General features: G+C 70.4%; 23 protein-coding genes and 2 pseudogenes. 16 read left to right on the plus strand and 9 right to left on the minus strand.

Annotation, left to right across the window (positions count from 1 at the left end; translation table 11 throughout):
- Nucleotides 1-673 precede the first annotated feature (673 nt).
- Nucleotides 674-1,555 (plus strand): DUF4328 domain-containing protein, encoded by an 882-nt coding sequence (locus OG943_RS37425; RefSeq protein ID WP_328612252.1) that lies wholly within the window; start codon nucleotides 674-676, stop codon nucleotides 1,553-1,555.
- Between the two features lie 309 nt (nucleotides 1,556-1,864).
- On the opposite strand, the gene OG943_RS37430 is transcribed toward OG943_RS37425, so the two are convergent.
- Nucleotides 1,865-2,467, minus strand: a complete 603-nt coding sequence (locus OG943_RS37430) for a TetR/AcrR family transcriptional regulator (RefSeq protein ID WP_328605637.1) — start codon at nucleotides 2,465-2,467, stop codon at nucleotides 1,865-1,867.
- Nucleotides 2,468-2,562: 95 nt separating this feature from the next.
- On the opposite strand from OG943_RS37430, the gene OG943_RS37435 reads away from it, so the two are divergent.
- Together OG943_RS37435 and mca are read left to right on the plus strand one after the other, a co-directional pair.
- Nucleotides 2,563-4,146, plus strand: a complete 1,584-nt coding sequence (locus OG943_RS37435; RefSeq protein ID WP_328605638.1) for an MFS transporter — start codon at nucleotides 2,563-2,565, stop codon at nucleotides 4,144-4,146.
- A complete protein-coding gene (mca, locus tag OG943_RS37440; protein ID WP_328605639.1) occupies nucleotides 4,143-4,952 on the plus strand; it encodes a mycothiol conjugate amidase Mca in 810 nt (269 codons plus the stop codon). Before OG943_RS37435 ends, mca begins: the two co-directional genes overlap by 4 nt.
- 326 nt (nucleotides 4,953-5,278) lie before the next feature.
- On the opposite strand, the gene OG943_RS37445 is transcribed toward mca, so the two are convergent.
- A complete protein-coding gene (locus OG943_RS37445; protein ID WP_328605640.1) occupies nucleotides 5,279-6,433 on the minus strand; it encodes a cytochrome P450 in 1,155 nt (384 codons plus the stop codon).
- Nucleotides 6,434-6,509: 76 nt separating this feature from the next.
- Between OG943_RS37445 and OG943_RS37450 the strand changes: the two genes are divergently transcribed.
- The 4 genes from OG943_RS37450 (at nucleotide 6,510) to OG943_RS37465 (ending at nucleotide 9,746) form a co-directional block, all read left to right on the plus strand.
- Nucleotides 6,510-7,385 (plus strand): DUF5926 family protein, encoded by an 876-nt coding sequence (locus OG943_RS37450; protein ID WP_328605641.1) that lies wholly within the window; start codon nucleotides 6,510-6,512, stop codon nucleotides 7,383-7,385.
- Between the two features lie 470 nt (nucleotides 7,386-7,855).
- Nucleotides 7,856-8,209 (plus strand): DUF952 domain-containing protein, encoded by a 354-nt coding sequence (locus OG943_RS37455; RefSeq protein WP_328605642.1) that lies wholly within the window; start codon nucleotides 7,856-7,858, stop codon nucleotides 8,207-8,209.
- A 212-nt stretch (nucleotides 8,210-8,421) separates the two neighbouring features.
- Nucleotides 8,422-8,922 carry a SigE family RNA polymerase sigma factor gene (locus OG943_RS37460; RefSeq protein ID WP_328605643.1) on the plus strand — a complete coding sequence of 167 codons (501 nt, stop codon included), beginning with the start codon at nucleotides 8,422-8,424 and terminating at the stop codon, nucleotides 8,920-8,922.
- Nucleotides 8,919-9,746, plus strand: a complete 828-nt coding sequence (locus OG943_RS37465) for a hypothetical protein (RefSeq protein WP_328605644.1) — start codon at nucleotides 8,919-8,921, stop codon at nucleotides 9,744-9,746. Before OG943_RS37460 ends, OG943_RS37465 begins: the two co-directional genes overlap by 4 nt.
- A gap of 133 nt (nucleotides 9,747-9,879) precedes the next feature.
- Here the strand turns inward: OG943_RS37465 and OG943_RS37470 are convergent, their stop codons facing one another.
- The 3 genes from OG943_RS37470 to OG943_RS37480 form a co-directional block, all read right to left on the minus strand.
- The gene (locus tag OG943_RS37470) at nucleotides 9,880-10,431 is read right to left on the minus strand and encodes a ferritin (protein WP_328605645.1); all 552 of its coding nucleotides are present in this window, start codon (nucleotides 10,429-10,431) and stop codon (nucleotides 9,880-9,882) included.
- 152 nt (nucleotides 10,432-10,583) lie between these two features.
- On the minus strand, nucleotides 10,584-11,768 hold the full coding sequence (locus OG943_RS37475) for an arginine deiminase (protein ID WP_328612253.1): 1,185 nt from the start codon (nucleotides 11,766-11,768) through the stop codon (nucleotides 10,584-10,586).
- 50 nt (nucleotides 11,769-11,818) lie between these two features.
- Nucleotides 11,819-12,643, minus strand: a complete 825-nt coding sequence (locus tag OG943_RS37480) for a CPBP family intramembrane glutamic endopeptidase (RefSeq protein WP_328605646.1) — start codon at nucleotides 12,641-12,643, stop codon at nucleotides 11,819-11,821.
- Nucleotides 12,644-12,665: 22 nt separating this feature from the next.
- Between OG943_RS37480 and OG943_RS37485 the strand changes: the two genes are divergently transcribed.
- Nucleotides 12,666-13,133: a PPOX class F420-dependent oxidoreductase gene (locus OG943_RS37485; protein ID WP_328605647.1), complete on the plus strand. Its 468-nt coding sequence runs from the start codon at nucleotides 12,666-12,668 to the stop codon at nucleotides 13,131-13,133.
- Nucleotides 13,134-13,570: 437 nt separating this feature from the next.
- Here OG943_RS37485 and OG943_RS37490 read toward each other — a convergent pair whose 3' ends face one another.
- Entirely contained in the window at nucleotides 13,571-14,368 is a 798-nt protein-coding gene (locus OG943_RS37490) for a DUF2470 domain-containing protein (protein ID WP_328605648.1), read from the minus strand.
- A gap of 123 nt (nucleotides 14,369-14,491) precedes the next feature.
- On the opposite strand from OG943_RS37490, the gene OG943_RS37495 reads away from it, so the two are divergent.
- Nucleotides 14,492-15,538, plus strand: a complete 1,047-nt coding sequence (locus OG943_RS37495; protein WP_328605649.1) for a hypothetical protein — start codon at nucleotides 14,492-14,494, stop codon at nucleotides 15,536-15,538.
- 260 nt (nucleotides 15,539-15,798) lie between these two features.
- Here OG943_RS37495 and OG943_RS48535 read toward each other — a convergent pair.
- A pseudogene (locus tag OG943_RS48535) lies at nucleotides 15,799-16,012 on the minus strand (homogentisate 1,2-dioxygenase); the annotation flags it as partial.
- A gap of 125 nt (nucleotides 16,013-16,137) precedes the next feature.
- On the opposite strand from OG943_RS48535, the gene OG943_RS37505 reads away from it, so the two are divergent.
- The 3 genes from OG943_RS37505 to OG943_RS37515 are packed head-to-tail and all read left to right on the plus strand — an operon-like array spanning nucleotide 16,138 to nucleotide 18,050.
- Nucleotides 16,138-16,992 carry a hypothetical protein gene (locus OG943_RS37505; protein WP_328612254.1) on the plus strand — a complete coding sequence of 285 codons (855 nt, stop codon included), beginning with the start codon at nucleotides 16,138-16,140 and terminating at the stop codon, nucleotides 16,990-16,992.
- 13 nt (nucleotides 16,993-17,005) lie between these two features.
- Nucleotides 17,006-17,644, plus strand: a complete 639-nt coding sequence (locus OG943_RS37510) for an IclR family transcriptional regulator (RefSeq protein WP_328605651.1) — start codon at nucleotides 17,006-17,008, stop codon at nucleotides 17,642-17,644.
- Nucleotides 17,645-17,678: 34 nt separating this feature from the next.
- Complete coding sequence (locus OG943_RS37515; protein ID WP_328605652.1) at nucleotides 17,679-18,050, plus strand: DUF6188 family protein; 372 nt, start codon at nucleotides 17,679-17,681, stop codon at nucleotides 18,048-18,050.
- On the opposite strand, the gene OG943_RS37520 is transcribed toward OG943_RS37515, so the two are convergent.
- Nucleotides 18,047-18,730 (minus strand): DUF998 domain-containing protein, encoded by a 684-nt coding sequence (locus OG943_RS37520; RefSeq protein WP_328605653.1) that lies wholly within the window; start codon nucleotides 18,728-18,730, stop codon nucleotides 18,047-18,049. The two genes, OG943_RS37515 and OG943_RS37520, sit on opposite strands and share 4 nt — an antisense overlap.
- Before the next feature lie 114 nt (nucleotides 18,731-18,844).
- The gene (locus tag OG943_RS37525; protein ID WP_328605654.1) at nucleotides 18,845-19,441 is read right to left on the minus strand and encodes a TMEM165/GDT1 family protein; all 597 of its coding nucleotides are present in this window, start codon (nucleotides 19,439-19,441) and stop codon (nucleotides 18,845-18,847) included.
- 171 nt (nucleotides 19,442-19,612) lie between these two features.
- Here OG943_RS37525 and cutA point away from each other — a divergent pair, with 171 nt between their 5' ends.
- From cutA to cydD, 4 genes and pseudogenes are all read left to right on the plus strand, one after another.
- Nucleotides 19,613-19,933 (plus strand): divalent-cation tolerance protein CutA, encoded by a 321-nt coding sequence (gene cutA, locus OG943_RS37530; protein ID WP_328605655.1) that lies wholly within the window; start codon nucleotides 19,613-19,615, stop codon nucleotides 19,931-19,933.
- Nucleotides 19,934-20,134: 201 nt separating this feature from the next.
- A complete protein-coding gene (locus OG943_RS37535) occupies nucleotides 20,135-21,625 on the plus strand; it encodes a cytochrome ubiquinol oxidase subunit I (protein ID WP_328605656.1) in 1,491 nt (496 codons plus the stop codon).
- A 195-nt stretch (nucleotides 21,626-21,820) separates the two neighbouring features.
- Complete coding sequence (gene cydB, locus OG943_RS37540) at nucleotides 21,821-22,828, plus strand: cytochrome d ubiquinol oxidase subunit II (RefSeq protein WP_328605657.1); 1,008 nt, start codon at nucleotides 21,821-21,823, stop codon at nucleotides 22,826-22,828.
- A 44-nt stretch (nucleotides 22,829-22,872) separates the two neighbouring features.
- Nucleotides 22,873-26,379: pseudogene (cydD, locus tag OG943_RS37545) on the plus strand (thiol reductant ABC exporter subunit CydD); the annotation flags it as partial.
- Nucleotides 26,380-26,492: the final 113 nt, after the last annotated feature.

A 26,492-nucleotide genomic window follows, 5' to 3' on the forward strand; every position in this document is an offset into this window, starting at 1 on the left:
GCGGGGGACCGGCAGTTCGGCTGCTGGTGATGGTGGGGCTGTTGGCGGCGTTGGGGCTGCCGGCGGCGCCGATGGTGCTGGGGCCGGTTTGCCGGAGCAGTCCGCTTCGGCGGGTGGTGGCTTTGTTGCCGTTGGTTCAGCTCCTGCCGGTTCTCCCGGTCCACCTGCTCCGGCTGCCGCCCCCCGCTCAGCCCCGCGACCCACCCAGCCCGACTCCGACCCGCATGGCTGGGTCCCAGGCTTCACCCAGCACCCAGCGGCGCCGAACGGCTACCCAGCCACCCCGGTCGCCCCGGTCGCCCCGGTTGCTCCAGGTCAGCCGGGTCCGTCCGGCCAGTACCCGGGCGCCTTCCCGACGATGCACCCCGCACAGGTCGCCGCCGCATCCGGCTATACCTCGGCGCCCGGTCACCCTGCGCACCCCGGTAACTCGGCTGCGTCTGCCTACAACCCCGCATCGCCCCAAAACCACTCCGGCGACCCCACCGCCGCGCCCGGCTACGCCCCCGCGCCCGGCTACCCCGCGTACTCCGGCGCCCCCGCCGCGCAGCCGGTCCCGTTCACCTCGGCGCCGCACCAGCCCGTCTACCGCCAGCCGGCGCAGCCGCCCGCCCGGCCGCGGGCCGATCCGTTCTCCCCCGGCCACCCGTCGGCGAGGCCGCCGCGGGCGCGCTTGCGCTGGGTCGCGTCGCCGCCGCCGGGGGCGTGGCCGCGGCGGCGGGCGGTGGCCGTCGAGCCGTACAGCGGGCCGCCGTCGTACCCCGTGCCCCCGCGCTGGGGCTTCCCGAACCTCGTGTGGCGCCGCCCGACGGCCGTGCCCGGCACAGCGTCCAGCGAGGTGCGGCCCATCGACCGCATCCCGGTCCTCGCACGGAGCCTTGGCACGATCCTGTGGACGTTCGCGGTGCTGGCCGTCGTGGCCGCGGGCTCGGAGATCTGGCGGTACGTCCTGCTGGTCCAGAGCCGTGATTCCGCGTTGAACACGTCCGTCGTCGCGTACTCCGACGCCGTCGTCGTCACCGCGGGGCTGCTCACCACGATCCTGTCGCTGCTGCCGGCGGGCCTGTCGGTGTGGTGGCTGCTCGTCGCACGCCACGCCGCCGCCGACGAATCCGGCGACGACCCGCCGCGGCCCGTCTGGCAGGTACTCGTGGGGGTGCTGGTGCCGGTGGCGAACCTGCCGCTCGCGCTCTCCGTGGTCGGCGAACTGGAGCACGCCGTGCTGCGCCGTCCGCGAGACGCCCGCCCGAAACCGTCGCGGCTCGTGCTCGCCTGGTGGGGCGCCTGGCTGGTGAACTGGATCTTGCTCGCCGTGACGATCGTCTGGCGGCTCCGCCCGGGCGTCCAGGCGATGGCCGACAGCGTCGTCCTCGTCGCGATCACCGATCTCACCGCCGCTGGGCTGGCGATCATCACGTGGCTGCTGGTCCGCCGCTTCTCCCACCTCTTGATGCCCATCGCGCCAGACCGCCTCCGCAACCTGCGCGTTCTCAAGATCGACGGCGCCCCGGAGCCCGAGCTGCACACCACCCGCCCGGTCGGCGCAGCTCGCTAGGTCGGACCTAGTCCGGGTCCGCGCTTCTCCACAGTTTTCCCGACGTTCGCCCCTTTGAGCTGTGCACTATCCGCTTGGGCTGACCCGTTAGGTCGGACCCAACCCGTCCACCCGGAGCTGTTGTTGGGTCGGACCCAACTTCCGCCTACGTGGCGCTGTCGGCTGGGTTGGACCCAAACCCACCCATGCCGCGCTGCCGGTTGGGTCGGACCTAAGCCCGCCCACGCGGTGCCGTCCGCTGGGTCGCACCCACCTCCTGCCGTGCACTGACCGGCCGCCACAGTGTCCGAGCAGCTGGCCGTGAGTAGGTCAGACCGCCCCCAGCGCGGGCTCCAGCTGGTCGAACGCCTTCTTCGCCGACTTCCGCACCCGCGCCACGAGGTCCGCGGCGTCCGCAAAGGTCAGGTCCCAGACGTCGTCGAACAGCAGCCGCAGCACCGACGTCAGGTGCGCCGCCGCCGCGCGCGGCAGGATGTCGCCGCGCGGATCGCGGTCCAGTAGGGCGGCGGAGAGTTCCCGTTCGCGGTCGAGGTGCATCTCCGCGAGCGCCGACACCAGCCGCTCGCTGTCCCGGATCATCCGCACGAATGCGACGTCCGCGAAGCCCAACAGCGCGCTTCGCTCGTCGAGCGCCGCGAAAAACCCGTCGCGAATCGCCTCGAACGCCGTCCCCGACGGCCGCTGCCGCACCAGCTCGGCCGGCCACACCACGAACTCCGCACGGATGTCGAAGACCAGGTCCTCCTTCCTCGCGAAGTGGTTGGTCACCGTCATCTTGGCGACGCGCGCCGCCTCCGCGACCTCGGCGATCGTCACCACGTCGAACCCGCGATCGATGAACAGCCGCGTCGCCACGTGCGAGATGTTCTGCCTGGTCTCTTGCTTCTTCTGCTCTCTGAGTCCTGTGCTCATGCCGCCATCTTACTAGGTTCGACCTAATTTTGTGCTTGACCTAGTAAATGGGTTCGACCTAATCTCAGGTCCGACCTAATGAACTGGGGGTTCAGATGACCACTCGTCGCGCCGACGCTCACCTGTGGCGCCTGGGCGGTGTGCTGATCATGGGCGCGGTGCTGTCGATCCTCGACGCGACGATCGTCTCCGTCGGGATCGGCTCGATCGCCCACGACCTGGGTAGCTCGATCACCACGGTGCAGTGGGTTTCGAGCGCCTACCTGCTGGCCGCGTCGCTCACGATCCCGCTGTCCGGTTGGCTCACGGACCGCTTCGGCGGCAAGAACGTCTGGGTCGGTGCGGTCGCGTTGTTCACCGCGGGCACGTTGTTGTGCGGTTTCGCGTGGTCGGCGCCGGCGCTGATCCTGTTCCGCGTCCTGCACGGGCTGGGCGGCGGGCTGATGCAGCCGGTCGGCCAGGCACTGTTCGCGCAGGCCGCGGGGCCGAAGCTGGGCCGGATGATCGGCGTAATCACGTTGCCGGCCACCGTGGCGCCCGTCCTCGGCCCGCTACTCGGCGGCGTGCTGGTGCAGGGCCTCGGCTGGCGGTGGCTGTTCTTCGGCATCGTGCCGCTCGGCGTCGCCACGCTCGTCCTCGCGCTCCGTCTCCTGCCATCGGCCGAACCGATCGAGACTCACGAGCTGGCCCGCGTCGGCGCTCGCGATCCGGCTGTACCGGCGGGATCGGCTGTGGATGTGCACGCGGGGCGGGCAGTGTCGGCGGCATCGGCTGTGGATGTGAAACCGGGACAGGTGGCGTCGGCGGGATCGGCCGTTCAGACGGGATCGGCTGCGTCGGCGGGCTCGGCTGTGACTGTGGGACCGGCTGTGCAGGTGAGACCGGCCATGTCGGCGGGGCCGGATGCGACCCAATGCGAGGTCAGGCGCGATCCGCTCGACGTCCGTGGCCTGCTGCTCCTCTCGCCCGGCCTCGGCGCACTCGGCTACGGCCTGGGTGACGGTAGCGGCGTCTTCGCGATCGTTGGTGCCGTTCTCCTCGTTGCATACGGTCTGTATGCGCGAACCGCCCGTGCCCCGCTGCTTGACCTGAAGTTGTTTTCCCACAAGGAATTCGCCGTCGCGAGTGCGAGCACGTTCCTGCTCGGCGCGTCGCTGTACAGCTCGATGCTGCTGCTCCCGCTGTACTACGAGCAGGTCGAGCACACGAGCGCCCTCACTGCCGGGCTGCTGCTCGCACCGCAGGCGTTCGGTTCGGCTGTGGTGTTGCTCGCGGGTGGCAAGCTGCTCGTTAGGTTCGGCCCACGCACGATGATGCTGGCTGGTGTCGGGCTGTCGCTGCTGGGGACGATCGCGTTCACACAGCTCGGAGATGGGCCGAGCCCACTGTTACTCGCGATGTCACTGCTGGTCCGTGGGCTGGGCCTCGGCGCGACGACCACGCCCGGCATGACGATGCTCTACAGCTCCCTCGACCGCAGCCGCATCCCACGCGCGGCGAGCGCGATCAACGTCGTCAACCGCATCGGCGGGTCGTTGGGGACCGCGCTCCTTGTCGCGGTCCTGCACTCCGAGCCGGGCGGCGCCGGCGCGTTCGGCACCACGTTCACCTGGGCGCTCGGGCTCTCCGTGCTGAGCCTCGTGCCCGCCGTCTTCTTCCCGAAGGGAGTGCGGAAATGACCCTCCGCCTGTTGTCCGTCCACGCCCATCCCGACGACGAGTCCAGCAAGGGCGCGGCCACCCTGGCCCGCTACGCCGCCGAGGGCGTCGACGTACTGGTCGCCACCTGTACCGGCGGTGAACGCGGCGATGTGCTCAACCCAGCGTTGGACCGGCCCGAGGTGTGGGCGGACCTGACTGCCGTCCGCCGCCGCGAGATGGCCGCGGCGGCGGAGATTCTCGGTGTGCGCCAACGGTTCCTCGGCCATGTCGACTCCGGCCTCCGCGAGCCGCTTCCGGACGGCTGCTTCGCGCGACTGTCCATTGAGGACGCGATGCGGCCGTTGGTGGAATTGATGCGCGAGTTCCGTCCACAGGTGGTGATCACTTATGACGAAACGGGAGGTTATCCACACCCCGACCACATCCGGACCCACGAGGTCACGCGCGCGGCCTTCGAGGCTGTGGGCAACGGCGAGCCGCGCAAGCTGTACTACCAGGCCACCCTCAGCCGCGCGTGGTTCCAGGCGATGCACGACGCGACGCTGGCGGCAGGCCAGGAGTCCCTGATGGGCCCGGTCCTCGAGGAACTACCGCCGACCGACGGGCTGGCGGTCACGACGAAGATCCGTTGCGAGCAGTACTTCGACGTCCGTGACCAGGCCCTGCGCGCCCACGTCAGCCAGTCCGACCCGGCTCACCCGTTCTTCGCCCACTCCCGGGATGTCGAACGCGCCACCTGGCCTTTCGAGGACTACCACCTGGCGGCCACGAACGTCCCCACCACACCGGGCATCGAGGACGACCTGTTCGACGGAATCCGCTGACCCACACCTCGGTGCCGGGGACGGTGCCCGCACGTCCCCGACAGCCAGGTGAACGGCAGCCGCGGGCTGTGACGGCTGTGGGCAGGGCCGCCGCGGATCTAGCTGATGCAGGGCCTGGTGCTGTGGGTCCGAGCGACCGGACAGCTGCACGCCTAACTGTCGTGAGCCGAGTTGTCATGGACTGAGCTGCTCCGGACTGAGCTGCTTCGGACCGAGCTGTCACGGGCTGAGCTGCCGCGGACTGATCCGGGGCGGATCGAGCTGTCCCCACCCAACTGCCGCGGCCCCCACAGCCGCACGCCCGACACCCGCGGAAGCTTGTCGTCTCAGATGGTTACCGGCAGGGTTCGCAGGCCGCGGATGACGAATTCCGGGCGGAGCTCAGGGGTGGACGCCAGGCGAAGGCCCGGGAGCCGCGTGGTCAGGGCCGTCAGCGCGGCCGCGATCTCCACCCGGGCCAGTGGGGCGCCGATGCAGTAGTGGATGCCCATCCCGAAGCCGAGGTGGGCGTTGGGCGTGCGGCCGATGTCCAGGACGTCCGGCTCGTCGAACACCTTCGGGTCGCGCGCGGCCGCGCCCAGGAGCGCGCCGATCTTCCGGCCGCGCGGCACGCGGAAGCCGGCGATCTCGACGTCCTCCGTCGCGGTGCGTTCGAAGAGTTGCAGTGGCGCGTCGAAGCGGATCAGTTCCTCGACGCAGGTGTCCAGCAGCGTCGGGTCGTCCAGCAGCCGCTCCCACTGCGCGCGGTGGGTGAGGAGTGCGGTGACGCCGTTGCCGATCACATTGACCGTCGCCTCGTGGCCCGCCATGAGCAGCAGGACGGCGGTGGCCACGACTTCGTCCGGGCTCAGTTCGCTGGCCATCAGGTCGGCGACGATGCCGCGCGGCGTGCCTCGGACCACGTCGCGCAGGTACTCGACGAAGTCGGCGGCGGCCTGCTCCGCGGCGTCACGGCCGGGCTCGGGCAGGCCGTATTCGTACATCTTGACGATGGCGTTGCTCCAGGCCACCAGCCGCGGCCCGTCGTCCGCCGGGATGCCGAGCAGCTCCGCAATCACCGCGACCGGCAGGGGCTGGGCGAGGTGTTCGAGCAGGTCAGCCTCGCCGTCGGCGGCGATTTTGCCCGCCAGCTCCTCCACCATCGCCTCCGCGACGCGCGCCACCATCGGCCGCAGCCGCTGAACGTGGCCGCGGCCGAACTCGCCGGCGATCACGCGCCGTAGCCGCGTGTGGGCGGGGGGCTCGTTCTCCAGCAGGGAGTTGCGATGCAGGAGGTTGAAGGACGCGAAGCGCTCCAGCGGCTGCGCGTCCGTCCAGATCCGGCCCAGCCCGCGGTGCCGCAACACGGCGGAGGACGCGGTGTGCGACACCGTGATCGCTATGTCGAGCCCATCGTGCCGGTGCACCTCGCCCTCGGCGCGCAGCGCGGCGAACGCGGGGTACGGGTCGGCGAGGAACGCGGGATCGCGGGGGTCGAACACCAGCCGACTCTAACCCGGACGCCCCGCCGGGCCGCCGCTTCGATAGCGTCTGGCACCGAGCTTTTAGGAGGCTGAAGTGGGCAAGGGCGCGCGTAAGAAGGGTCCCAAGCAGGACCGCGTTCCGAAGGTGCGCGACGTCTTCGTCGGGCAGCCCTTCGAGGGACTGGCCGCGGAGCCGGAGCTGATCGCGCTGCGCGAGTTTGTCCCGTCGGCCACGGCGAAGCTGACGCTCGCCGACGGCGGCGACGTCACGCTCGGCACGGTGCTCCCGATGGCGGCCGCGGCGTTCGTCCGCTCCGACGGTGAGCGATTCCTCGGCCTCCAGGTGCAGACGCGCTCGTCGGACATCAGCCGTGACCTCGGCCGTTCGCTGCGCTGGCTGCTCTCCGCCGAGCCGGGTGACGTGCTGTCCGTCCCGGACACGACGACGCCCACCGACCCGGACGAGCACAACCGCCTCCAGGACCTCCTCACCCCCAGCGCCGAGCTCGAGGTGACTATCCACAGCGACTTCGCGTGGTGGCTGCCGGAGGACGCGGACGCCACGGGTGACGTCGCGGTCTCGCTGGAGCGCGCGAACGCCGCCATCATGCCCACCGACCGCCTCGGCGCCGGCGCCTACTGGGTGCTCGCCGGCGAGAAGGCGCACCTGCGCTGGGTCCGTCCCGAGCCGGAGAACCTACTGCTGCAAGCGCTTGCGCGCCTCTCGGCCGCGGGCACGCTGGGCCTTGGTGAGGGCACCCGGTACGCCGGTTCGTTCCGCGCCCACGGCCTGCTCGTCCCGGTCTGGGACCTCGACCCCGAGGCGCACGCCCGTGAGTGGAACGAGCCCAAGGACCAGCTCGGCGCACGGCTGGACGAGTCCCTCAAGTCGCTCGACGCCGAGCCCCTGAACGCCACCGAGCGCCGCGCCCGCGACGGCCTGATCGGGCGGCAGCTCACCATTCGCTGACCTTGTCGCCGAGGTTTTGTCGCCGAACCGCCGCCCGCTGACCATCGGGCGGCGGTTCGGTCGCCTGGACGGCAGGCCAGCATCCTGCACACGGGAGCGTGCGGTTGGCCGGGGCCGGTCGGGTCTGTGGGCTGGATGGCTCGCCAGCGGTGGCCGGATCAGGTGTCGAACAGCCCGGCAGCGCGGCGGCCCGGCAGCCCGGTTGGCTGGGCACCGCGGTGGGATGCGATTAGGCCCGACCTAACGACCCGCGCGGCCTGTGGAAGCTCGGCATCAAATCCTGGGTCCGTCCTAACGAAACGACCGGACCACCACCAACCCATGACCGTCTAGTAGGTCGGTCCTAACGAGCCCGCGGTGCCATCCACAGCTGTGGAAGTTCCGGTCGCGAACTTCCCCAAGCCACCCGGGCGAACGCTGGGCGGGAATCACGTTCCGTCGAGGGACTCGGCGGTGGCACGATCGGTGGCGTGATCCTGCACATCTGCTCCCGCGACGAGTGGGCCGCCGTTCCCGAGGGTGGCCTGTACACCGCGCCCTCACTCGACGAAGTGGGCTTCATCCACTGCTCCGACCTCGGCACGGTCGGCCTGCCGGCCAACGCGATCTACCGCGGCCGCACCGACCTCCTGCTGCTGGAGGTCGACCCGGCGAAGGTCGGTGCGCCCGTCCGATGGGAGGACGGGGTCCCGCCGCACCCCGAGGGGATCTTGTTCCCGCACGTCTACGGGCCCCTCCCGAGAAACGCTGTGGTCTCGGTACACGATTACCCACCCGATGGGGACGGAACACTGAAGCTGCCCAAGTCGCTCGCTGTGCGCTGATCCGGCTTCGCTCTTCACCTCGGCCGTCGCCCCGCGAAGCGGTGACGGCGGCCGGACAACCTGTTGGGGGAGCCATGCGTGTTGGGGAAGACGAGGACTCGACGCGCTGCGAGGCTTTCCCTGGAGGTGGCGATACGGTGACGGCAGCGGCACCTGCCATCTCGGGGGCAGAGACGACGTGGGCGGCCGGCAGTCGAGGGAGTCCTGTGGCCGTGCCTGTGGAATTCACCGACTTCGGTGAGTTCGTGCAGGCCACCCTCCCTGGTCTGCTCCGCTACGGCCACGCGCTCACCGGTAACCCGCACGACGCGGCGGACCTGGTGCAGACGGTGCTGGAGAAGATCGGCGCGCGCTGGTCGTACGTTCAGCAGAAGACGGGCGACCCGCTCGCGTACGTCCGGCGTTCGATGGCGAACGCGCACGTCAGCCGATGGAGACGGACGCGGCGCGAGAACCTCGTCGCCGACCTGCCGGAGACCGCGCCGCACCCGGCCGCGGACCCGTTCGAGCACGAGCCGCTCTGGCAGGCGTTGCGAAATCTGCCGCCGAGGCAACGCGCGGTGATGGTGCTGCGTTACTACGAGGGGCTCTCCGAAGTGGAGATCGCCGAGGCACTGGGCGTCAGCCAGGGCACGGTGAAGAGCCAGGCCAGCAAGGCCATCGCGTCACTGCGGGTGAAACTCAAGCAAGGGGAAGGGAGCGAAGCGGGTTGAACGAGTCCGAGGACGAGCTGGAGCAGCGGCTTCGCGCCCTGTTCGCCGACGAGCGGCTGGGCGTCGAGCCCACGGCCGACGCCGGCCCCGCCATCGTCGCGGGCGCCCGGCGGCGCCGGCAGCGGCAGCGCGTGCTGATGGCGTCGACCGGCGCGGTCTGCGCGCTGGGGCTCGTGGCGGGCGGGCTGACCGTGTTCCGCCTCCACGCCCAGGACAACACGGCCCAGATAGTCGCGTCACAGCCGACGGTCGGCGACGCGCCGGTGTTGACGCCGACGCCAGAGTCCCCATCGAGCACGCCGATTGCCGCCGACCCGCCGCCGCCCGCGCCGCCGTCGGAGGAGATCCACACGTCGACCAAGGCGAGGCAGCCGTCGCGGCCCGGGGCGCCGACCCACGCCGACCCGCCCGCGAAAGTCACCACCGGCTCGCTGCTGACCGCCGACGGGCTCGGCGGCCTCAAGCTCGGGATGACCGAGACCCAGCTCGCTGATCAAGGCATCACGCTCACCAACGCGAAGCAGACCTCCAACTGCACGTACTACGACGTCCAGGGCGCGGGGGTCCCCGCGGCCACTGCGCTGGTCTCGCCGTCGAGCGGCGTGGTCGTGGTCAAGCCCGACGGCGCCGCGCACACCCCCGAGGGGGTCGGCTCCGGCTCGTCCAAGGACGACGTCCTCGCCAGCTACCCCGGAACATCCGTGCAGTCCGGTGGGTTGGTCTCACCGGTAGGTGGCGACGGTTCGTACGTCTTCACATTGAGTGACGACGGCGCCGTAGCGAGCATCGACCTCCGCAGTGCGAACCAGGACTGCGCCGGCTGATCCCGGCGCTGAAGACGAACCCGGGCTGTCCACAGGGGGAGAGCCCGGGTTCTTTCTGTCCACAGGTGGACAACAAGAAGCCCGGGTTGTCCACAGATGGGGACAACCCGGGCTTCTCGGGTGCTCGGGCTGGTTACAGCGCGCCGCCTGCGACCGGGGGCATGCCCGCGTCCGCGCCGGCGTCGCCGACGGACTCGCGGTGCAGGAACTTCTCGATTTCGTACACGTTGTCACCCGCGCGCCGCGCGACGGTGAGCAGCGTGGACATCTGCGAGATCTCCTCGACCTGCTCCTTGAGGAACCACTGCGTGAACTGCTCGCTGATGTAGTCCTCTTCGGCTCGCGCGGCCTTCGCCAGCGCGGAGATGTCGGCCGCGACCTCCTTCTCCTGCGCCAGTGCGAGCTCGATCAGCTCGATGGGCGAGGAGAAATCGTTGCGGACGTCGCCGGTGCCGGGGATCTCGAGGTGGTGGTCCCGGTCCAGCATGTACTGGACGAGCGCCATCGCGTGGTTCCGCTCTTCGACCGACTGCTTGTAGAAGTGCTTCGCGAGCTGCGGCAGGTCCTCGTTGTCGAACCAGACCGCGAGCGCGATGTACTGCTGGGAGGCGTTGAACTCGTTGTGGATTTGCGCCTGGAGCAGTTCGTAGAACTTCGAGCGCGGTTCTTTCTTCGTGACGGCCATGGCTACGACGGTACGACAGATCACTAATTATTTCCACTTTTCCCTGGTGATCTCCACCCTATTAGGGTTACCATTCCTAAAGAAAGACAGACTTATTTTGGTTAGCCTTCCCTTAATAAGTTTTCATCATTTAGGGAAGGCTAACTTCGCCTTTATATCGTGTCGCGCAGTACTGGGCAGGACATGCATCGCGGCCCGCCGCGACCGGAGCCCAGCTCGGACCCGGCGATCGGCAGCACCTCGATTCCCGCGGCCATCAGGCGTTCGTTCGTCTCGGCGTTGCGCTCGTATCCGACGACCACGCCGGGTGCCAGCGCGAGCGTGTTGTTGCCGTCGTCCCATTGTTCGCGTTCCGCGGTCACTGGGTCGAGCCCAGTGTCGATGACGCGCAGCCGGTCGATGCCCATCGCCTCCGCGGCCGCGCTGAGGAACGGTGCGGGGCCGGCCACCTTCACGCCGCCGTCGCCGGTCGGGCGCAGGGTGAACGCCTTGAGCGAGTCGCGTGCCAGCGGGTACATCACCACCGCGTCGGCGGCGACCATCGTGCACACCGTGTCCAGGTGCATCGTCGCGCGCGACTGCTCGATCGGCACCGCCAGCACGGTGTGCGCGATGCCGTCCGCGAACACCGACCGTGCGAGCGATTCCGCGCCCGCGGCCGTCGTCCGCTCGCCGACGCCGATGGCGAGCACGCCGGGGGCCAGCAGCATCACGTCGCCGCCCTCGATGGGCGCCGAGTGCGCGCCGTACGCGCGGGCCGCGTGCCGGAAGCGCGGGTGGTAGGCGTAGACGAGGTCGAGCACGGCCGTTTCGCGGCGCCGCGCCGGCATGGTCAGCGACGAGATCGCCACGCGGTCGCCGATCCACGCCGACGAGTCGCGCGTGAACAGCAGGTTCGGCAGCGGGTCGACGGCGAAGTCGCGCGGGTCGTGCATCATCCGCACCAGCGACGCGCCCTCGGCGGACGGCAGTTCCTCGAACGTCATGCCGGCCATCAGCACCTCGGCGAGGGTGTCCGCGTCGACACTCGTTAGGTGCGACCTAACGGAATCCGCGAGGTCGCCGCCCAGCCGGCGGTCATCCACAGCCGCGTGCACACCCGCGGTGTGCGCGCGCTGGTCCTCCAGCGCCGTGCGCAGCGAGTCGGCGAGAAGCAGCACTTCGACGCCGCGGCCGCGCAGCACCTCCGCGAACGCGTCGTGCTCCTGTTGTGCGCGATCCACCCACGGGATGGAGTCGAAGAGGAGCTGGTCATTGTTGCGGGGCGTCAGCCTTTTGAGCTCGTTTCCCGGCCGGTGCAGCAGAACCGCACGGAGAGGTCCGACTTCGCTGTCCACCCTGGGTGGTGCCGTTTCGTCGATCACCAGCCGAGCCTAATGAGCGCGGGTCAGGGGAGCCAGGAGATGTGGCCCTTCAGCAGCGAATACCCGACGAACGACACCACGTCGAAAAGCGTGTGCGCGGCGACGAGCGGCCACAGCCGGTTCGTCTTCTGCCACACGCGGCCGAACACCAGGCCCATGACGAGGTTCCCGACGAACCCGCCGAAGCCCTGGTACAGGTGGTACGAACCGCGCAGCACGGCGGCGCCGAACAGGGAGGCGTTCTCGCGGACGCCGAGCTGGCGCAGCCGCGTCAACAGGTAGCCGATCACGAGCACCTCCTCGGCGAAGGCGTTGCCGAACGCGGAAAGCGTCAGCGCGATCGGGCGCCACCACGTGTCGCCCAAAGTGGACGGTTGGACCGCGAGGCTGAAACCCAGGTGGTAGGAGAGGAAGTACAGGCCCAGACCGGGAATCCCGATCACGGCGGCGATCCCGAGCGTCACGAGCGTGTCGAAGCCGGGTGAGCGCCGGTCGAGGCCGAGGTCGCGGACCTTCAGCCCGGCGCGCCACAGCAGGTACAGGCCGAGCCCGCCCCAGCCGATGAGCTGCAGGGCGTTCAGCAACTGCTGGAGCAGGTCCAACAGACTCGCGGCGGCCTGTGGGACGTTGAGCTGAGCCTGCTGCTGCGCGAGTGGCGTGGGCCGCAGCAGAGAGTCCACAAGGGACAGCAGGCTGCGCGCACCGGAGAGGCCGAGCGTGATGCCGAAGACGAGCACCAGCTCGAACTTGACTGTGCGGCGTTCCTTCGCGTCCGTGATCGGCTTCGGGAACGCCGGCGCCACGGGCAGCAGCCAGGATCGCAGGCCCGATCGCTCTGTGGTGCTCATGCGCGCACGCTACCTTCGGGGTATGCCGAGGACTATCGCCACCAACACGAAAGTCGACCGCGACGCGCTGGTCGAGTTCCTGAAGACGCGCCACCACGCGATCCTGACGACCCGGCGAGCCGACGGGAGCCCCCAGCTCTCGCCCCTCACCTGCGGCGTCGACGACCAGGGCCGGCTCGTGGTCGCGACCTACCCGAAGCGGGCCAAAGTGGTCAACATCCGCCGCGAGCCCCAGGTCTCCGTCTGTGTGCTCTCCGACGAGTGGAACGGTCCTTGGGTCCAGCTCGACGGCACCGCCGAGGTGATCGACCTGCCCGACGCCGTCGAGCCACTCGTCGACTACTTCCGCAGCATTTCGGGCGAGCACCCGAACTGGGACGAGTACCGCGAAGCCATGCGCAAACAGGGCAAGAGCCTCATCCGCGTCACGATCGACCGGTGGGGCCCCATCGCGACGGGCGGTTTCCCGCCCGAGCTGGCTGACGACTGATCCGGCGCCGGCCGGGTCGGCGCCGTGGCCGGGGTCGGCACCTCCTGTACGCGGGAGCGTGCCGTATGTGGACCGGCGCTCGCTGCAGGTGCCTGGGTGCGGCCCCACTCGGATGCCTGGATGTGGCCCGACGCGGAACTGGAGTCAGCGTCGATGGGTCCGGGCTACTGACCCAGTGTCCGTTGTCCACCTGTGGATGGCCCAGCCGCGTCCCCAAATGGACAACTCAGACTGGTCCACAGGTGGACAACTCCAGGCGGGCAACTCACGGTCATCCCCATGTGGATCGGTTGCGGTGATCCCCATGTGGATGGTTCAGAGCTGTCCACCTGTTGATGGCTCGTGACTGTCCACAAGTGGACAAGTCGGCCGTTCGATCCTGACCGCTCGGCTGCAGTTGGTAGTGCGGCGGGCCGTGGTTGGCGAAGCGGCTGGTGTCAGTCGCCGCGTTGTTGCCGGAGGAACGGGCAGCCGACCAGGCGGCGGAGCTCGGCCGCCAGCTGGGGTGGGCTGTCGACGGACTTGGAGAACGCCAGCCGGACGTCGTGGTCGCCGGTGTCGGCCTCGATGCGGAGGCGCAGGCCGAAACGGTCCAGGCCGAGTGGCCGGATGCGACCGCCGCGCAGGCCGGCGGGCAGGTGCTGGGCGAGCTGCTCGACGACGTCGGAGTGGTCGCTCTCCAGGTGGCGCAGCCAGTCGGCCTCGTAGTCGTGGAACGGGTCCGGCGGGGCGGCGCTGAACATGTGCGGCCGCAGCGAGTGCGTGCCCTCCGCGTCGGCCAGTACCAGGGAGGCCGGTGTGAGTCGCAGCAACGTCATGCCGTGGCCGACGTCTAGTAGCCGGTGGTCCGGCCGCTGCTCGGCGATCGAGACGGCGCGGGCGCGCGCCGAGACCGCCGTCAGAGGCCGGAGCCACCCGGTTATCCACAGCAGTCCGCGGATCGGCTCCCGCAGGTCCACCGGGGCGTGGTCGGCGAGCTCGACCATGACGGCGAGCTCGCCGCGCTGAGCCTGCCGGGACGTGCGCACCATGGGGTGCTCGTCCGGCAGAAGAATGCTGACGCTGCCGCTGTGGTGCACGTGGTGCAGCACGGGGACGACGCGTTCGGCCTCGCAGTCGGAGCGGTGCTGGGTCGGCATGATCGTCGCCGGCCCGTTCCGCGTCGCGATCGTCTTGGCCCGTTCCGCGGGGTTGGGCGCGGGTGGACGGCGGACGGATGTCGGAGCCTCGGTCACAGGGTCACCTCCTACTTAGGTGAGCCTAACCTGAATTCTGCCGTGTTGGGAAGGGGCGCGCGGTAACGCCACCCTCGCATCGGCCGAATAGAGGGTGACCTGCGCCAACGCTGAGGGGGAGCCGTGACCGTCAGGCCGGAATCGGAACGTGTCCACGCCTGGGAGCCCGACCCGGCGGTGCCGGCCGGAGCGCTGCCGTTGTTCGGCGAATTCATGGTGAAGGTCCGCCGGCGCGCGGTCGGGGAGACAGTCTTCGCGGCGCTGCTCACGCTCGGCGGGGTCGCACTGTTCTTCGGCGACGTCGGGATCGTCACGCCGATCTTCGTTGTCGTCATCTTCGGTGCTTACCTGGCACTCGGTGTGTACAACCTCGTGGTCTCCCTGTGGATGAAGCCGCTCCTCAAGGCGCGGTTCGAACTCGTCGAGTGCACGCCGGATGCCGCGTTCGCCGCCGGGAGCACGATCGGGGTACGCCTGCCCGACGGCCGCTGGCTCCGGACCAAACTCCCCGAGGGGATGCGCCTTCAGCTCTTCGGCCAGCGCCGGCTGTGGCTGCTGCGCCTCGGGGACCGGGCAGTGGTGACGGTGCCAGGTGTCCTGCTCGTGCGATCGGGGCGGATCCAGGATGAGCCCATCCCCGATGCACAGCCTCTGCCCGTCGCGTCGGTGGAGCCGACTTCGCCACGGCTCGACCCAGTGCTGGCCGCACACCGGCGGGACGCCGCTCGTTTGATGGCGTGGTTCGCCGTGGCGATCCTCGTCGTCTTCGTGTGGGCAGCCTGGTCCGGCGTGGGCTTCGCCCTCGACACGCCCTTGGCCGCCATCCCGGCCGGGGTGGTCTTGATCGGCCTTGCCCTGGCCGCGCTGCCGATCGTCGGCTCCATCATCCTGATGCGCCGGCCGTTGCCGCACGACACGTGGACCGAGCTGAGGGTGGTCCTCGACGGTCCGATCCAGGTCAGCGGCCGTGGCGTGGCTCGCTTCCGGGGACACACCACGCTGCCCGACGGTCGGCCGATCGCCTTCCGGGGGCCCAGGGTTCCCCTGTCGGTGGTCGTCAACGTCGCCGCCACGGGACAGCTGTGGACAGCTGGGTTGCCCCGACCCGGCAAGGGCGCGGTGGCCGGCGTGCCCGGCCACGCGGTTTACGGCGTCGTCCGGTTCGGCTGACACGATCGGTTCGGCTGACAGGACTGGGTTGGCTGACAGGACTGGGTTGGCTGACGGGATCGGGTTGGTCGACGGGATCGGGTCGGCGAGGTGTGCTGGGCCTGTGGATGGCTCGCTGGGTTGGACCTAGCGAATCGTTGAGCCCGCTCGGCACTTCGGAGTGATCAGTAACGGCGATTCAGCTCAGCGAACGCCAGACCTTGCCCGCCCGCGGCCGCTGGCCGTGCGACTTCAGCCTGCTCGCCCGGCCCGTCTGCGGGCCTCAGCCCGAGTGTCTTGAAGCGCCGCGGCTTCAGCGGCTGGTTCGGCGCGAGCGCGCCACGGTCCTCCGGCACCGCCGTGGCGTCGACGATGGCCATCGGCAGGCCCCGTGGTTCAGCAGCAGCAGCGCGGAGTCGGCCGAGAAGCCCTCGAACGCCCGTCAGCTCCTCGGCGTAGAGGCTGGTGGAAGGCAGTGTGCCGCTTCTGCTGGATCTCGCCGTCAGTACGGCATCCGCACCTCCCGGAGGAGAGATCAAGGAGCGCCGAAAAGTGTCCGCAGAGCGAACGATTTTGTCCTGTTGTCGTACGCTACTAGCGTGTCAGTCGTGTCAAGCGCTGTGGAACTCACGCCCCCCGGCCCCCGTGGAATTCCTCCCCTGTTCGCGCGGCTAGTCGACGACTCGGCGCTCTTCCCGCCCGCCGACTCCGCCATGCCTGAAGCCCTCCGCGCGCACTTCGCGTCGAGGACCGGTGAACATGCTGGTGTACTGGGGGTTTTCCTCTGTCAGGCCTCGCGGCTGCCGGAGCTGATCACCGAGCTGATCAAGATCAAGCCGAAGGAGCCGCTGCCACTGTCGCTGATCATCGACACCGGGCTCGGCGGCGTCCCGAAGGCCCTCTCGATCGTCGAATCGCGCGACGAGCTGCTGTCCCTGCGGATGGTGGAGATGCCCGCGCCGTCGGACGTCGACGAGGTGTGGCTGGAGCGGGTCTCCGAGTTCGTGCCCGAGGACGTGATCCGCGTCGTCGAGCCACGGCGCGGCGTCGGCTGGCTGGACGGCGTGCGCAAGGTGATCGAGCACGGCAGCTGGCCGAAGATCCGCTGCGGCGGCCAGGCGGGCGAGAACTTCCCGAGCGTCGACGAGGTCGCGGACTTCCTGTCCGTGGTCAGCAGCGCGCCCGGCGCGTCGTTCAAGGCCACGAACAGCCTGCACCGCGCCGTCCGGCACACGGACCCGGACAGCGGCTTCACGCATCACGGCTTCCTGAACCTGATCGTCGCGTCCGGGCGCTGCCTCTCGGGTGGTGACGTCCGCGCGGCGCTGGAGTCGACGGACGGGCAGGCGCTGGCGGACGAGGCGCGTGGGCTTTCCGAGCCGGCCGCGAAGGCCGTGCGAGAGCTCTTCGCGTCCTACGCGGCGGCTTCGTTCGACGAGCCGGTCGCCGACCTGGGTGAGCTCGAACTGCTGTGACCTTCGAGCTGCTGTGACGAGGGAGGGGTCGCTGACCCTCGACCGTGGGCTGGCGCTGCTGCAGGCAGTGGCCGACGCGGGCGAGGAGGCGGCGACCATCTCCGAGCTGGCCGTGTCGATCGGTGCCAGCCGCGCGGCCGTCTACCGGCTGCTGGTGCCGTTGTCCGAGCGCGGCCTGATCTGGCGTGACGGCACGAAGGTGCGGCTCGGCGTCGGCCTGCTGCGGCTGGCCGGGCAGGTGCTGCCGCAGCTGCGCGAGGCGGCGCGGCCCGTGCTGCGCGAGCTGGCGGAGAAGGTGGGCGCCACCGCGCACCTGACCGTGGCGCAGGGCGATCTGGCGCAGGCCGTGGCCGTGGTGGAGCCGTCGTGGACCAGCTACCACGTCGCGTACCGCGTGGGCAGCAGGCACGCGCTCAACGCGGGTGCGGCGGGCCGGGCGATGGGGCTGCGGCCGGGCGGCGACGGCTGGGTCAGCTCCACGGGTGAGCTGCAGGCCGGCGCGTCCGGCGTCGCGGCGCCGGTGCGCGGCGTGCCGGGGCTGCGGGCGAGCATCGGCGTGGTGTCGTTGGAGCCGCTGGCCGCCGCTGAGGTGGGCCCGCAGGTGCTCGCGGCGGCCGGAACACTGGCCGCGGTGCTCCGGACGGACGCTTAGCTTTTGCGCGCTGAAGCAGGGGGTTGTGGTGAAGGTGCCGAGTGAACTTGTCGGGTGCGAGGTGCGCCGGACGTCGTTCGACTACCAGGTCCGGCTCATGCTGGTCGACCAGCCGGAGCCGGCCGGCGAGCCGCGGGTCGACGCGGAGCTGGTGATCGAGACGGCGTTCGTGCTGCGTGACGCCGACGGCGTGAGCCACGAGCTGGAGCCGGGCAGCGGTCCGGCGCTGGCACCGGTGCTGGCGCTGTTCGGCCAGACCGTGAGCGAGCTGGCGGTGCCCGAGGAGGGCACGCTGACGATCACGTTCGACGGCGGGGCGCGGCTGAGCGTCGGGCCGGACCGGCAGTACGAGTCGTGGGGGCTGACCGGGCGCGGCGTCGACCCGATCCTGGTGGGACCGGCCTAACGCTTCGACGCCGCCAGCAGCGGCCGCACCATCGTGACCAGCAGCGCGAGGTCCACGGTGAACAGCAGCCGCTCGAACAGCCCGAGCGTCACTTCCTGCCGTGCCGGGCCGGTGATCAGCGTGAACACGAAGCCGCCGAGCACGATCAGCACGCTGGCGAAGCTCGCGACGGCGAGGCGCCGGATCGTCGTGCGCCGCGGCTCCCACGGGCAGGTTTCGCGCGCGGGCCGCGTGAGCAGCCACGCGGCCGCCGGCAGCGCGATGAACGCGATGAGCGCGGCGACGTTGTGCAGCTGGCCGTCGAACGAGCGCGCCTGGCCGTCGGGATCGACGGGGACAGTCGCGCAGATCGTCAGGCCCGCGCACCACACGCCGAGCAGCGCGACGACGGCCGGGGACCGGCGGGCCTTCACCAGGCCGACCAGCAGCGCCAGCGAGCCCAGCGCGAGCGCGAGGCACATCGCGCTGAACAGCGGCGCGGCCGAGCGTCCGCCGAGGTGGCCGTAGACGTACTCCGACAGCGTCTGCCACACCGGGCTGACCTGCGCGGACAGCCTCAGGTGCAGGTCGGTCGCGATCACCACCGCGACGGCGATCCCGGCGACCGCGAGCCGGCCGTGCACGGGGGACACGGTGGCGCGGGCGGTCGCGGAAGTCGCGGCGGTCGCGGGGTTCGGCATCGGGCTGGCTCCGGGTGCTCATGGCGAAGCCAGAGGCCGTTAACCTCGTGCTCGCTTGGTGGTTCCCGGAAGGCTACCTGGACGCCCTGTGAAGTGGCTGTGGTCGTTCGCCGGTCAGAAGGCCAGCTGCGCGACGGCGAACAGCGCGAAACCGGCGAACACGAACCCGGCGACGCGCTGGATCAGCTTGGGCCGGATGCGGTCGCGGATCTTCGCGCCGATGAACACGGCGAGCCCGGCCACGGAGACCAGCGCGACGAACGCGCCCACGCCCACGGCGAACGGGTTGCCCAGCCGCGCGGCGAGGCCCGCGGTGGCCAGCTGCGACGCGTCGCCCCACTCGGCGGCGAAGAGCACGCCGAACGACGTCAGCGCGGAGCGGAGGAAGGACAGCTGCGGGCCCTTGCGCGAAGCGTCGCTGCCCGCTTCGTCGGCTTCGCTGAATCCCTCACGCAGGAGCATGAAGGACCCGATGCCGAACATCCCGGCCACCAGCAACGAAACCGCGAGGTCCGGGAGAAGCGTCAGAACGCTGCCGAACGCGACGGCGATCACGCATTGCAGCGCGAACGCCACGCACACCCCGGCGAACACCGGCCAGGCGCGGAAACGGGTGGTGAGCACCAGCGTCGCGACAAGGGTCTTGTCCGGCAGCTCCACTGCCAGGACCAGGCCAAACGCGCTGAGCAACGCTACAAGAGCGGGAGACATAGTTGGTGTGCACCCCTTTCACTGCAACGATAAAGGAGCGTTCAGGAAAGGCGCAATCTTATGGGTTTCGCGAATTGCCCGGTAAGGGCTGCTGAATAGTGGTTGCCGGGGTTCCTGATTATTTTTTTCGGCATGCCGAATTTCGGTTAGGGCTGCGGTACGGTGCGGGTCATGCCTGCAGACCACGTGGTCGTCGTGACCACCGTCGACTCCGAAGCCGCCGCCCGGACGCTCGCCGCGAGCGCCGTCGAAGCCCGCCTCGCCGCCTGTGCACAGATCGTCGGCCCCATCACGAGCGTCTTCCGCTGGGAGGGTGAGGTGCGCACCGAGGCGGAGTGGCGCGTCGAGTGCAAGACCGCGGGCGACCGCGCGGGCGCGCTGGAGGAGTTCCTGAACGTGCGGCACACCTACGACGTCCCGGAGATCGTCGTGACGCCCGTCGTCGGCGGCAGCCCGGCCTACCTGTCCTGGCTGGTCGAAGGTACCCGATGACCCGTTCGGGTACTAAGTGGACACTTCCGCCGCTGGGCCGGGGTGGCCGGCGTTTCCGGCCGGGAACCGCTGGCGCTGCGGGAATTCGACGGGCCGAGGCGCACGTCACGTCCGCGGTGGCCTGGTTCAGGACGTAGGTCCCGGATTGTTCGGGACGTGGTGAACTGGCCGCCGCCGGAGCGCGGGAGTTAGCTCGGATACGTGGATGTCCTTGAGCTCGCGCGGTGGCAGTTCGGCATCACCACCGTCTATCACTTCCTGATGGTCCCGCTGACCATCGGCCTCTCGGTGCTCGTCGCGGCGATGCAGACCGCGTGGGTGCGTACCGGCGAACTGCGGCACCTGAAGATGACGAAGTTCTGGGGGAAGCTGCTGCTGGTCAACTTCGCCATGGGCGTGGTGACCGGCATCGTGCAGGAGTTCCAGTTCGGGATGAGCTGGAGCGCCTACTCCCGCTTCGTCGGCGACGTGTTCGGCGCGCCGCTGGCGATGGAGGGGCTGGTCGCGTTCTTCGTGGAGTCGACCTTCCTCGGCCTGTGGATATTCGGGTGGGACCGGCTGCCGAAGAAGGTCCACCTGGCGTGCGCGTGGGCGTTCTCGCTCGCGACGATGGCCTCGGCCTACTTCATCCTGGCCGCCAACTCGTGGATGCAGCACCCCGTCGGCGTCGAGTTCGTCAACGGCAAGCCGACGATGAACTCCATCGGCGCGGTGCTGACGAACAACACGGCGCTGGCCGCGATCCCGCACACGCTGGCGGGCGCGTTCTCGGTGGCGGCGGCGTTCCTGGTCGGTGTCGCGGGCTGGCACCTGTGGCGGCGTCGCGATTCGTCGGACGAGCACCGCGCGGTCTGGCGCTCGTCGCTGCGGCTCGGCGGCTGGATCGGCGTGGTGGCGTTCGCGGTCCTGGCCATCACCGGGGACACACAGGGCAAGCTGATGTTCGAGCAGCAGCCGATGAAGATGGCGTCGGCCGAGGCGTTGTGCCACACCGAGGCTCCGGCGAGCTTCTCGATCCTGGCGATCGGCGACGTCGCGGGCGCGAACTGCGAGGACGTCAAGACGTTCACCGTGCCGGCGCTGCTGTCGTTCCTCGCCCACAACGACTTCTCCACCGAGGTCAAGGGTGTGGAAAACCTGGTGGGCGAGTACCAGGCGAAGTACGGGGCCAACTACCCGGACGACCCGGACCTGGGCCCGCTGGCCGGCAAGCCGATCGACTACGTCCCCAACCTGCCCGTCACGTACTGGGGTTTCCGCGCCATGATCGGCTTCGGCGCGATCTCCGCTGGCATCGGCCTGCTGGCCCTGTGGCTCACCCGCCGCGGCCGGATCCCGGGCGGGCGCTGGTTCCCGCTCATGGTGCTGGGCGGCATCGCGACGCCGTTCATCGGCAACAGCGCGGGCTGGATCTTCACGGAGATGGGCCGCCAGCCGTTTGTCGTCGCCCCCAACCCGAGCGGCGTCGAGGGCATGTGGATGTTCACGGCGGAGGCGGTTTCGAAGCTTTCGGTGGGCGAGGTGTGGACGTCGCTGATCTCGCTGACCGCCCTCTACCTGGTCCTTGGCGTCGTCGAGCTCTACCTGATGCGCAAGTACGTCCGGGGCGGCGTCGACGCCGTGATGCCCCCGCCCCGGCCACCCGATCAGGACGCGGACTCCGATGACGACACCCTTTCGTTCGCGTACTGAGGCGGTGAACCGGATGTGGACGACCGATCGGGGCGACGGACGAGTCGGCCCCGCGCAAGCCGCCAAATGGTCAACCCAGCGTGTTCGGACAGTCACCTTCCCGAGTTACCCACAGTCGGTCTGTGGACAACTCGGCCAGGTGTGGATAACTCAGGGCCACCGTCATGGGTCCGTGCTAACGGGAGGTGAACAGCGATGACACTCGAGACGGTCTGGTTCGCGGTCATCGCCGCGTTCTGGCTGGGGTACCTGTTCCTCGAGGGGTTCGACTTCGGCGTCGGGATGCTGCTGCCGGTGCTCGGGCGGGACAACACCGAGCGGCGGGTCATGGTCAACACCATCGGGCCGGTGTGGGACGGCAACGAGGTCTGGCTGATCGTCGCCGCGGGAGCCACCTTCGCGGCGTTCCCCGGGTGGTACGCGTCGCTGTTCTCGGGGGCCTACCTGCCCCTTCTCCTCGTGCTGCTCGCGCTCATCGGCCGTGGCGTGGCGTTCGAGTACCGCGGCAAGGTCGACTCCGAGCGCTGGCGCCGCACCTGGGACCGCGTGATCATGATCGGTTCGTGGGTCCCGCCGCTCGGCGTCGGGCTGCTGCTCTCGACGACTGTGCTCGGCCTACCGCTCGACGCGGCCGGCAACCGCGTCGGCACACCGTTCGAGTCGGTTCGCTGGGACACGGTGCTGGGCGCGCTCGCCGTCGCCGGGTTCTCGCTGGTGCACGGCGCCACGTTCCTCTCCCTCAAGACGTCCGGTGAGCTGCGCGAACGCGCCCGCCTGCTGGCGATGAAGATGCTGCCGGTCGCGTTGCTGCCGATGGTCGCCTTCCTGGTGGTCGTCCAATTGCGCGAGGGCTCGCTGTGGACACTGCTGACGCTTGTGGTCAGCGTCCTGGCCACAATCGTCGCGTGGCTGCGGCTGCGCGCCGACCGTGACGGGCAGGCGTTCGCCGCGCTCGGCGTGGTCATCGCGGCGGCCGCGGTGACGTTCTTCGGCGCGCTCTACCCGGACGTCCTGCCTTCCACCCTCGACCCGGCGAACTCGCTGACCGTCGCCAACGCGTCGGCGAGCCCGTACGCGCTGACGGTGATCAGCTGGGTCGCCGCCTTCGGCGCGCCGGCCGTGCTGATCTACCAAGGCTGGACCTACTGGGTCTTCCGCAAGCGCATCGGCGTCGAGCACATCCCGGCGGTGCACGCACCATGACCAGGCTTCCCGGCCGCGCACCCCTTTCCGCCACGCGGTCCACAATGGACCCGGTGCGGCCGGGCAAGGGTCCGCTCGGCGCGCTCCCGGCTCTCGGGCCGGCCGCGCGCCGAGCACTGATCCTGGTCGCGGTCCTGTCTCTGGTCAACGCTGCTTTCCTGGTGGCGCAAGCGTTCCTGCTGGCGGACGTCTTGGCGTCCGTTGTCTCCACCGGGATCGGGGGCCGCACCGTCCAGCTGGCCGTCCTGTTCGCGCTGGTCGCGGGCCGGGCGCTGACCGGCTGGGCGGTGCGGGTGGTCTCCGCGCGGGCGGCCGCCACCGCGCAGCAGGACCTGCGCGCCCGCGTCGTCGACCACGCGTTGCGGCTCGGCCCGGAATGGCTCGCCCGGAGCGGCCATGGCGAACTCACCACCCTCGTCACCCGTGGCCTGGACGCGCTCGACGCGTACTTCCGCGAGTACCTGCCGGCCCTGGTCACCGCCGCGGTGGTCCCGCTCGCGGCGGGTGCGGCGATCCTGTGGACAGACTGGCCGTCGGCGCTGATCGTCGCTGGGACCGTCCCACTTTTGCCGATGTTCGCGATCCTGGTGGGCAAATACACCGCCGACCGGGTGGCGGGCGCGACCGACGCGGTCCACCGGATGTCCGGGCGGCTGCTCGAACTCGTGCGCGCGCTGCCGGTGCTGGCCGCGTTCCGCCGGGCGGAGGCGCAGGCCGAGACCGTGCGCAAACTGTCCGAACGGCACCGTCGCGCCACACTGAAGACGCTGCGGGTCGCGTTCTCCTCGGCGTTTGTGCTGGAGCTGGCTGCGACGCTCTCGGTCGCGCTCGTCGCGGTGGTGATCGGCGTCCGGCTGGTGTCGGGCTCGCTGCCGCTGGCCATCGGGCTGGGTGTGCTGATCCTTGTGCCCGAGTGCTACCAGCCGTTGCGGGCCGTCGGCGCGGCGTTCCACTCCAGCGAGGACGGGGTGGAGGCGGTGCGCCGGGTCACGGCCGTGCTCGCCGAACCTGTCCACAGCCAGGGGAACCAGATTGCACCCTGTGGATCACTCGTTGTGTCGGACCTAAGCGTCGCGCGCCGGGGTGGGTTCGCACCCGACGGCGAAACGTTCTCGGTGCGCCGTGGCGAAACGGTCTGGCTGCGCGCACCGAGCGGCGGCGGCAAGTCGACGACACTGGCCACGCTGCTGGGTTTTGTGCCTGCGTATGACGGATCCGTGGCGATCGGCGGCGCTGGACTGGGCGTTGGTGAGTTGGGTGCCGCTGAGCTGCGCACTGGTGAGCCGGGCGCTGTCGAGCTGGCGGATGCCGACCTTGAGCGCTGGCGTCGTGACGTCGCGTGGGTGCCGCAGTCGCCCGTGTTCAGTGGCGGCACGGTGCGGGAGGAGCTGGCCGCAGCCGGGGCGGAGATCGACGGCGTGCTCGGTGAGCTGGGGCTCGACGGCCTCGCGGACCGCCCCGTCGACCGGCTTTCCCTGGGACAGCGGCAGCGGGTGGCGGTCGCGCGGGCGCTGCTGAAGGTCCGTTCGGGAGCGTGGCTGCTCCTGCTCGACGAGCCGACAGCGCACCTCGACGAGGCGAACGCCGCGCGGGTTCTGGACGCTGTCCAGCGCGCGGTGGACGGCGGGGCGGCGGCGGTCATCGCGGCGCACGAGCGGACGGCGGCGCTGGACGTCGTCGAAGAAGCCTTGCCGCGCAACGAATCTCCGGCCGTTCGAGACTCTTCGCGCCGGCCCCTCGCCTGGCGCCTCCTGCTGGACCGGCGGTTGTTCACCGGCGCGGCGCTCGGCGCGGTCGCGTTGCTGGCGGGGGTCGCGCTGACGGCGACGTCCGGCTGGCTGATCGCGACGGCGTCGCTGCAGCCGCCGATCCTCACGCTGACCGTGGCCGTGGTCGGGGTGCGCGCGTTCGGGCTCGGCCGCGCCGGGCTGCGGTACGCGGAGCGGCTCGTCACGCATGACGCGGCGTTCCGGATCGCCGGGCGGCTGCGTGTGCGGTTGTGGGAGTCGCTCGTCCGGCTCGGTCCGGCGCGTGGCCTCGGCGCGGGCGAGGGTCAGCGGCGGCTGGTGGCGGACGTCGACACGGTCCGCGACCTGCTGCCGCGCGTGGTGTCGCCGCCGATCGTCGTCGGGCTGGTGGCCGTGGGTGCGATCGTGGTGCAGACGTGGGTGCTGCCGTCGGCGGGGCTGGTGCTGGCGGGGGCCGTGGTGCTGGGGCTGTTGGCGCCGGCGGTCGCGCTGCGCGTTGAGCGGCGGGCGACTTCGGCACTCGCGGCGGGCCGTCGTGACGTGGCCGCGCGGGTGCTGGTGCTGTTCTCGTCGGCGGCCGAGCAACTGGCGTACGGCACGGCGTCCGCGCGCCGCCGGGACCTGGCTTCCCTCGACGAGCGCCTTGCGTCGGACACCCGGCGGCAGGCTTTCGGCGCGGGCGCGGGCGACGCTGTCATCGTCCTGGCCACGGGCGCGGCGGCGGTGGTGAGCACGATGCTGGCCGGCCAGGCCGTCGCGACGGGGCGGCTGCCGGGCGTGCTGGCGCCGCTGCTGGCGTTGGTGCCGTTGGCGCTCGCGGAGGTTCTCGCGCTGCTTCCCCCCGCTGCCGCCCATTGGGACACCTTGCGCCGGGCGCGTTTGCGGCTCGCGGAGGTGGTGGCCGCTGACTCGCTGGACTCGTCGGGTGTGGCTTTGCCGGGGGTTTCGGGGTCTGTGGGTGGTGGGCTGCGTTCGGTGGGGGCTTCGGCGGTTGGGGTTGTGGCTGCTGGCTCGCCGGATGTGGCTTTGCTGGGCGGTGGGGTTTCGGGGTCTGTGGGTGGTGGGCTGCGCTCGGATGGGGCTTTGACGGCCGGGGTGGTGGCCGCTGACTCGTCGGATGTGGCTTTGCTGCGAGGTGAGGGTTCGAAGCCGGGAGACTGCGGGCTGTGCACGGATGCGGCCACGACGGCCGGGGTCGCGGTCGGTGTTCGGGTGCGGGGAGCGGCGTTCGGGTGGCCTGGTGGGGATGCGGTGCTTCGCGGGGTCGACCTGGAGGTCGCGGCGGGGGGTTACGTGGCGGTGGTCGGGGCCAGTGGGGCGGGGAAGTCGACGTTGGTGGCGGCTCTGCTCGGGTTTTTGGCGCCGCGTGAGGGAGACGTTGTGGTGCCGGAGCGGGTGGCGTGGGCGCCGCAGGAGCCGATGCTTGTTTCGACGACCGTCGCGGAAAACCTGCGGCTCGCGGATCCCATCGCGACGGAGGCGGAGCTGCGTCGTGTGCTGGAGCTGGCCGAGCTGGGTGACCTCGACCCCTCGACGATGCTCGACAGTGCCGGCGCCGGGTTGTCCGGCGGGCAGGCACAGCGCGTCGCGCTGGCGCGGGCGTTGCTGGCGGCTCCCGCGGCGGACCTCGTCCTGCTCGACGAGCCCACCGCGCACCTCGACGAGCCGACCGCCCGCGCGCTGCGCACCACCCTGCGCACGGAGCTTGCCGGCCGCACCGTCGTGCACGTCACGCACACCGCGGAGGAGGCTCGCACCGCCGACGTCGTCTACGAAGTCCGCGACGGCCGGGTCATCCGCCGCGACACGGACGCGATCGGTGCCGCCGGTCGGGATGCCGATGGGGCTCGGGAGGGTCGACTCGGCACCGATGGTGAACGTGGTGCTGATCCGGCTGCCGACGTGACTGGTGTTGC

The organism is Amycolatopsis sp. NBC_00345 (genome assembly GCF_036116635.1).
Classification (GTDB): domain Bacteria; phylum Actinomycetota; class Actinomycetes; order Mycobacteriales; family Pseudonocardiaceae; genus Amycolatopsis.

Coding starts and splice junctions, on each gene's coding strand:
- OG943_RS37430 (WP_328605637.1), bottom strand. CDS start 2,467: ATGAGCACAGGACTCAGAGAGCAGAAGAAGCAAGAGACCAGGCAGAAC.
- cydB (WP_328605657.1), top strand. CDS start 21,821: ATGACACTCGAGACGGTCTGGTTCGCGGTCATCGCCGCGTTCTGGCTG.
- OG943_RS37435 (WP_328605638.1), top strand. CDS start 2,563: ATGACCACTCGTCGCGCCGACGCTCACCTGTGGCGCCTGGGCGGTGTG.
- cutA (WP_328605655.1), top strand. CDS start 19,613: ATGCCTGCAGACCACGTGGTCGTCGTGACCACCGTCGACTCCGAAGCC.
- OG943_RS37470 (WP_328605645.1), bottom strand. CDS start 10,431: ATGGCCGTCACGAAGAAAGAACCGCGCTCGAAGTTCTACGAACTGCTC.
- OG943_RS37485 (WP_328605647.1), top strand. CDS start 12,666: ATGCCGAGGACTATCGCCACCAACACGAAAGTCGACCGCGACGCGCTG.
- OG943_RS37525 (WP_328605654.1), bottom strand. CDS start 19,441: ATGTCTCCCGCTCTTGTAGCGTTGCTCAGCGCGTTTGGCCTGGTCCTG.
- OG943_RS37480 (WP_328605646.1), bottom strand. CDS start 12,643: ATGAGCACCACAGAGCGATCGGGCCTGCGATCCTGGCTGCTGCCCGTG.
- mca (WP_328605639.1), top strand. CDS start 4,143: ATGACCCTCCGCCTGTTGTCCGTCCACGCCCATCCCGACGACGAGTCC.
- OG943_RS37520 (WP_328605653.1), bottom strand. CDS start 18,730: ATGCCGAACCCCGCGACCGCCGCGACTTCCGCGACCGCCCGCGCCACC.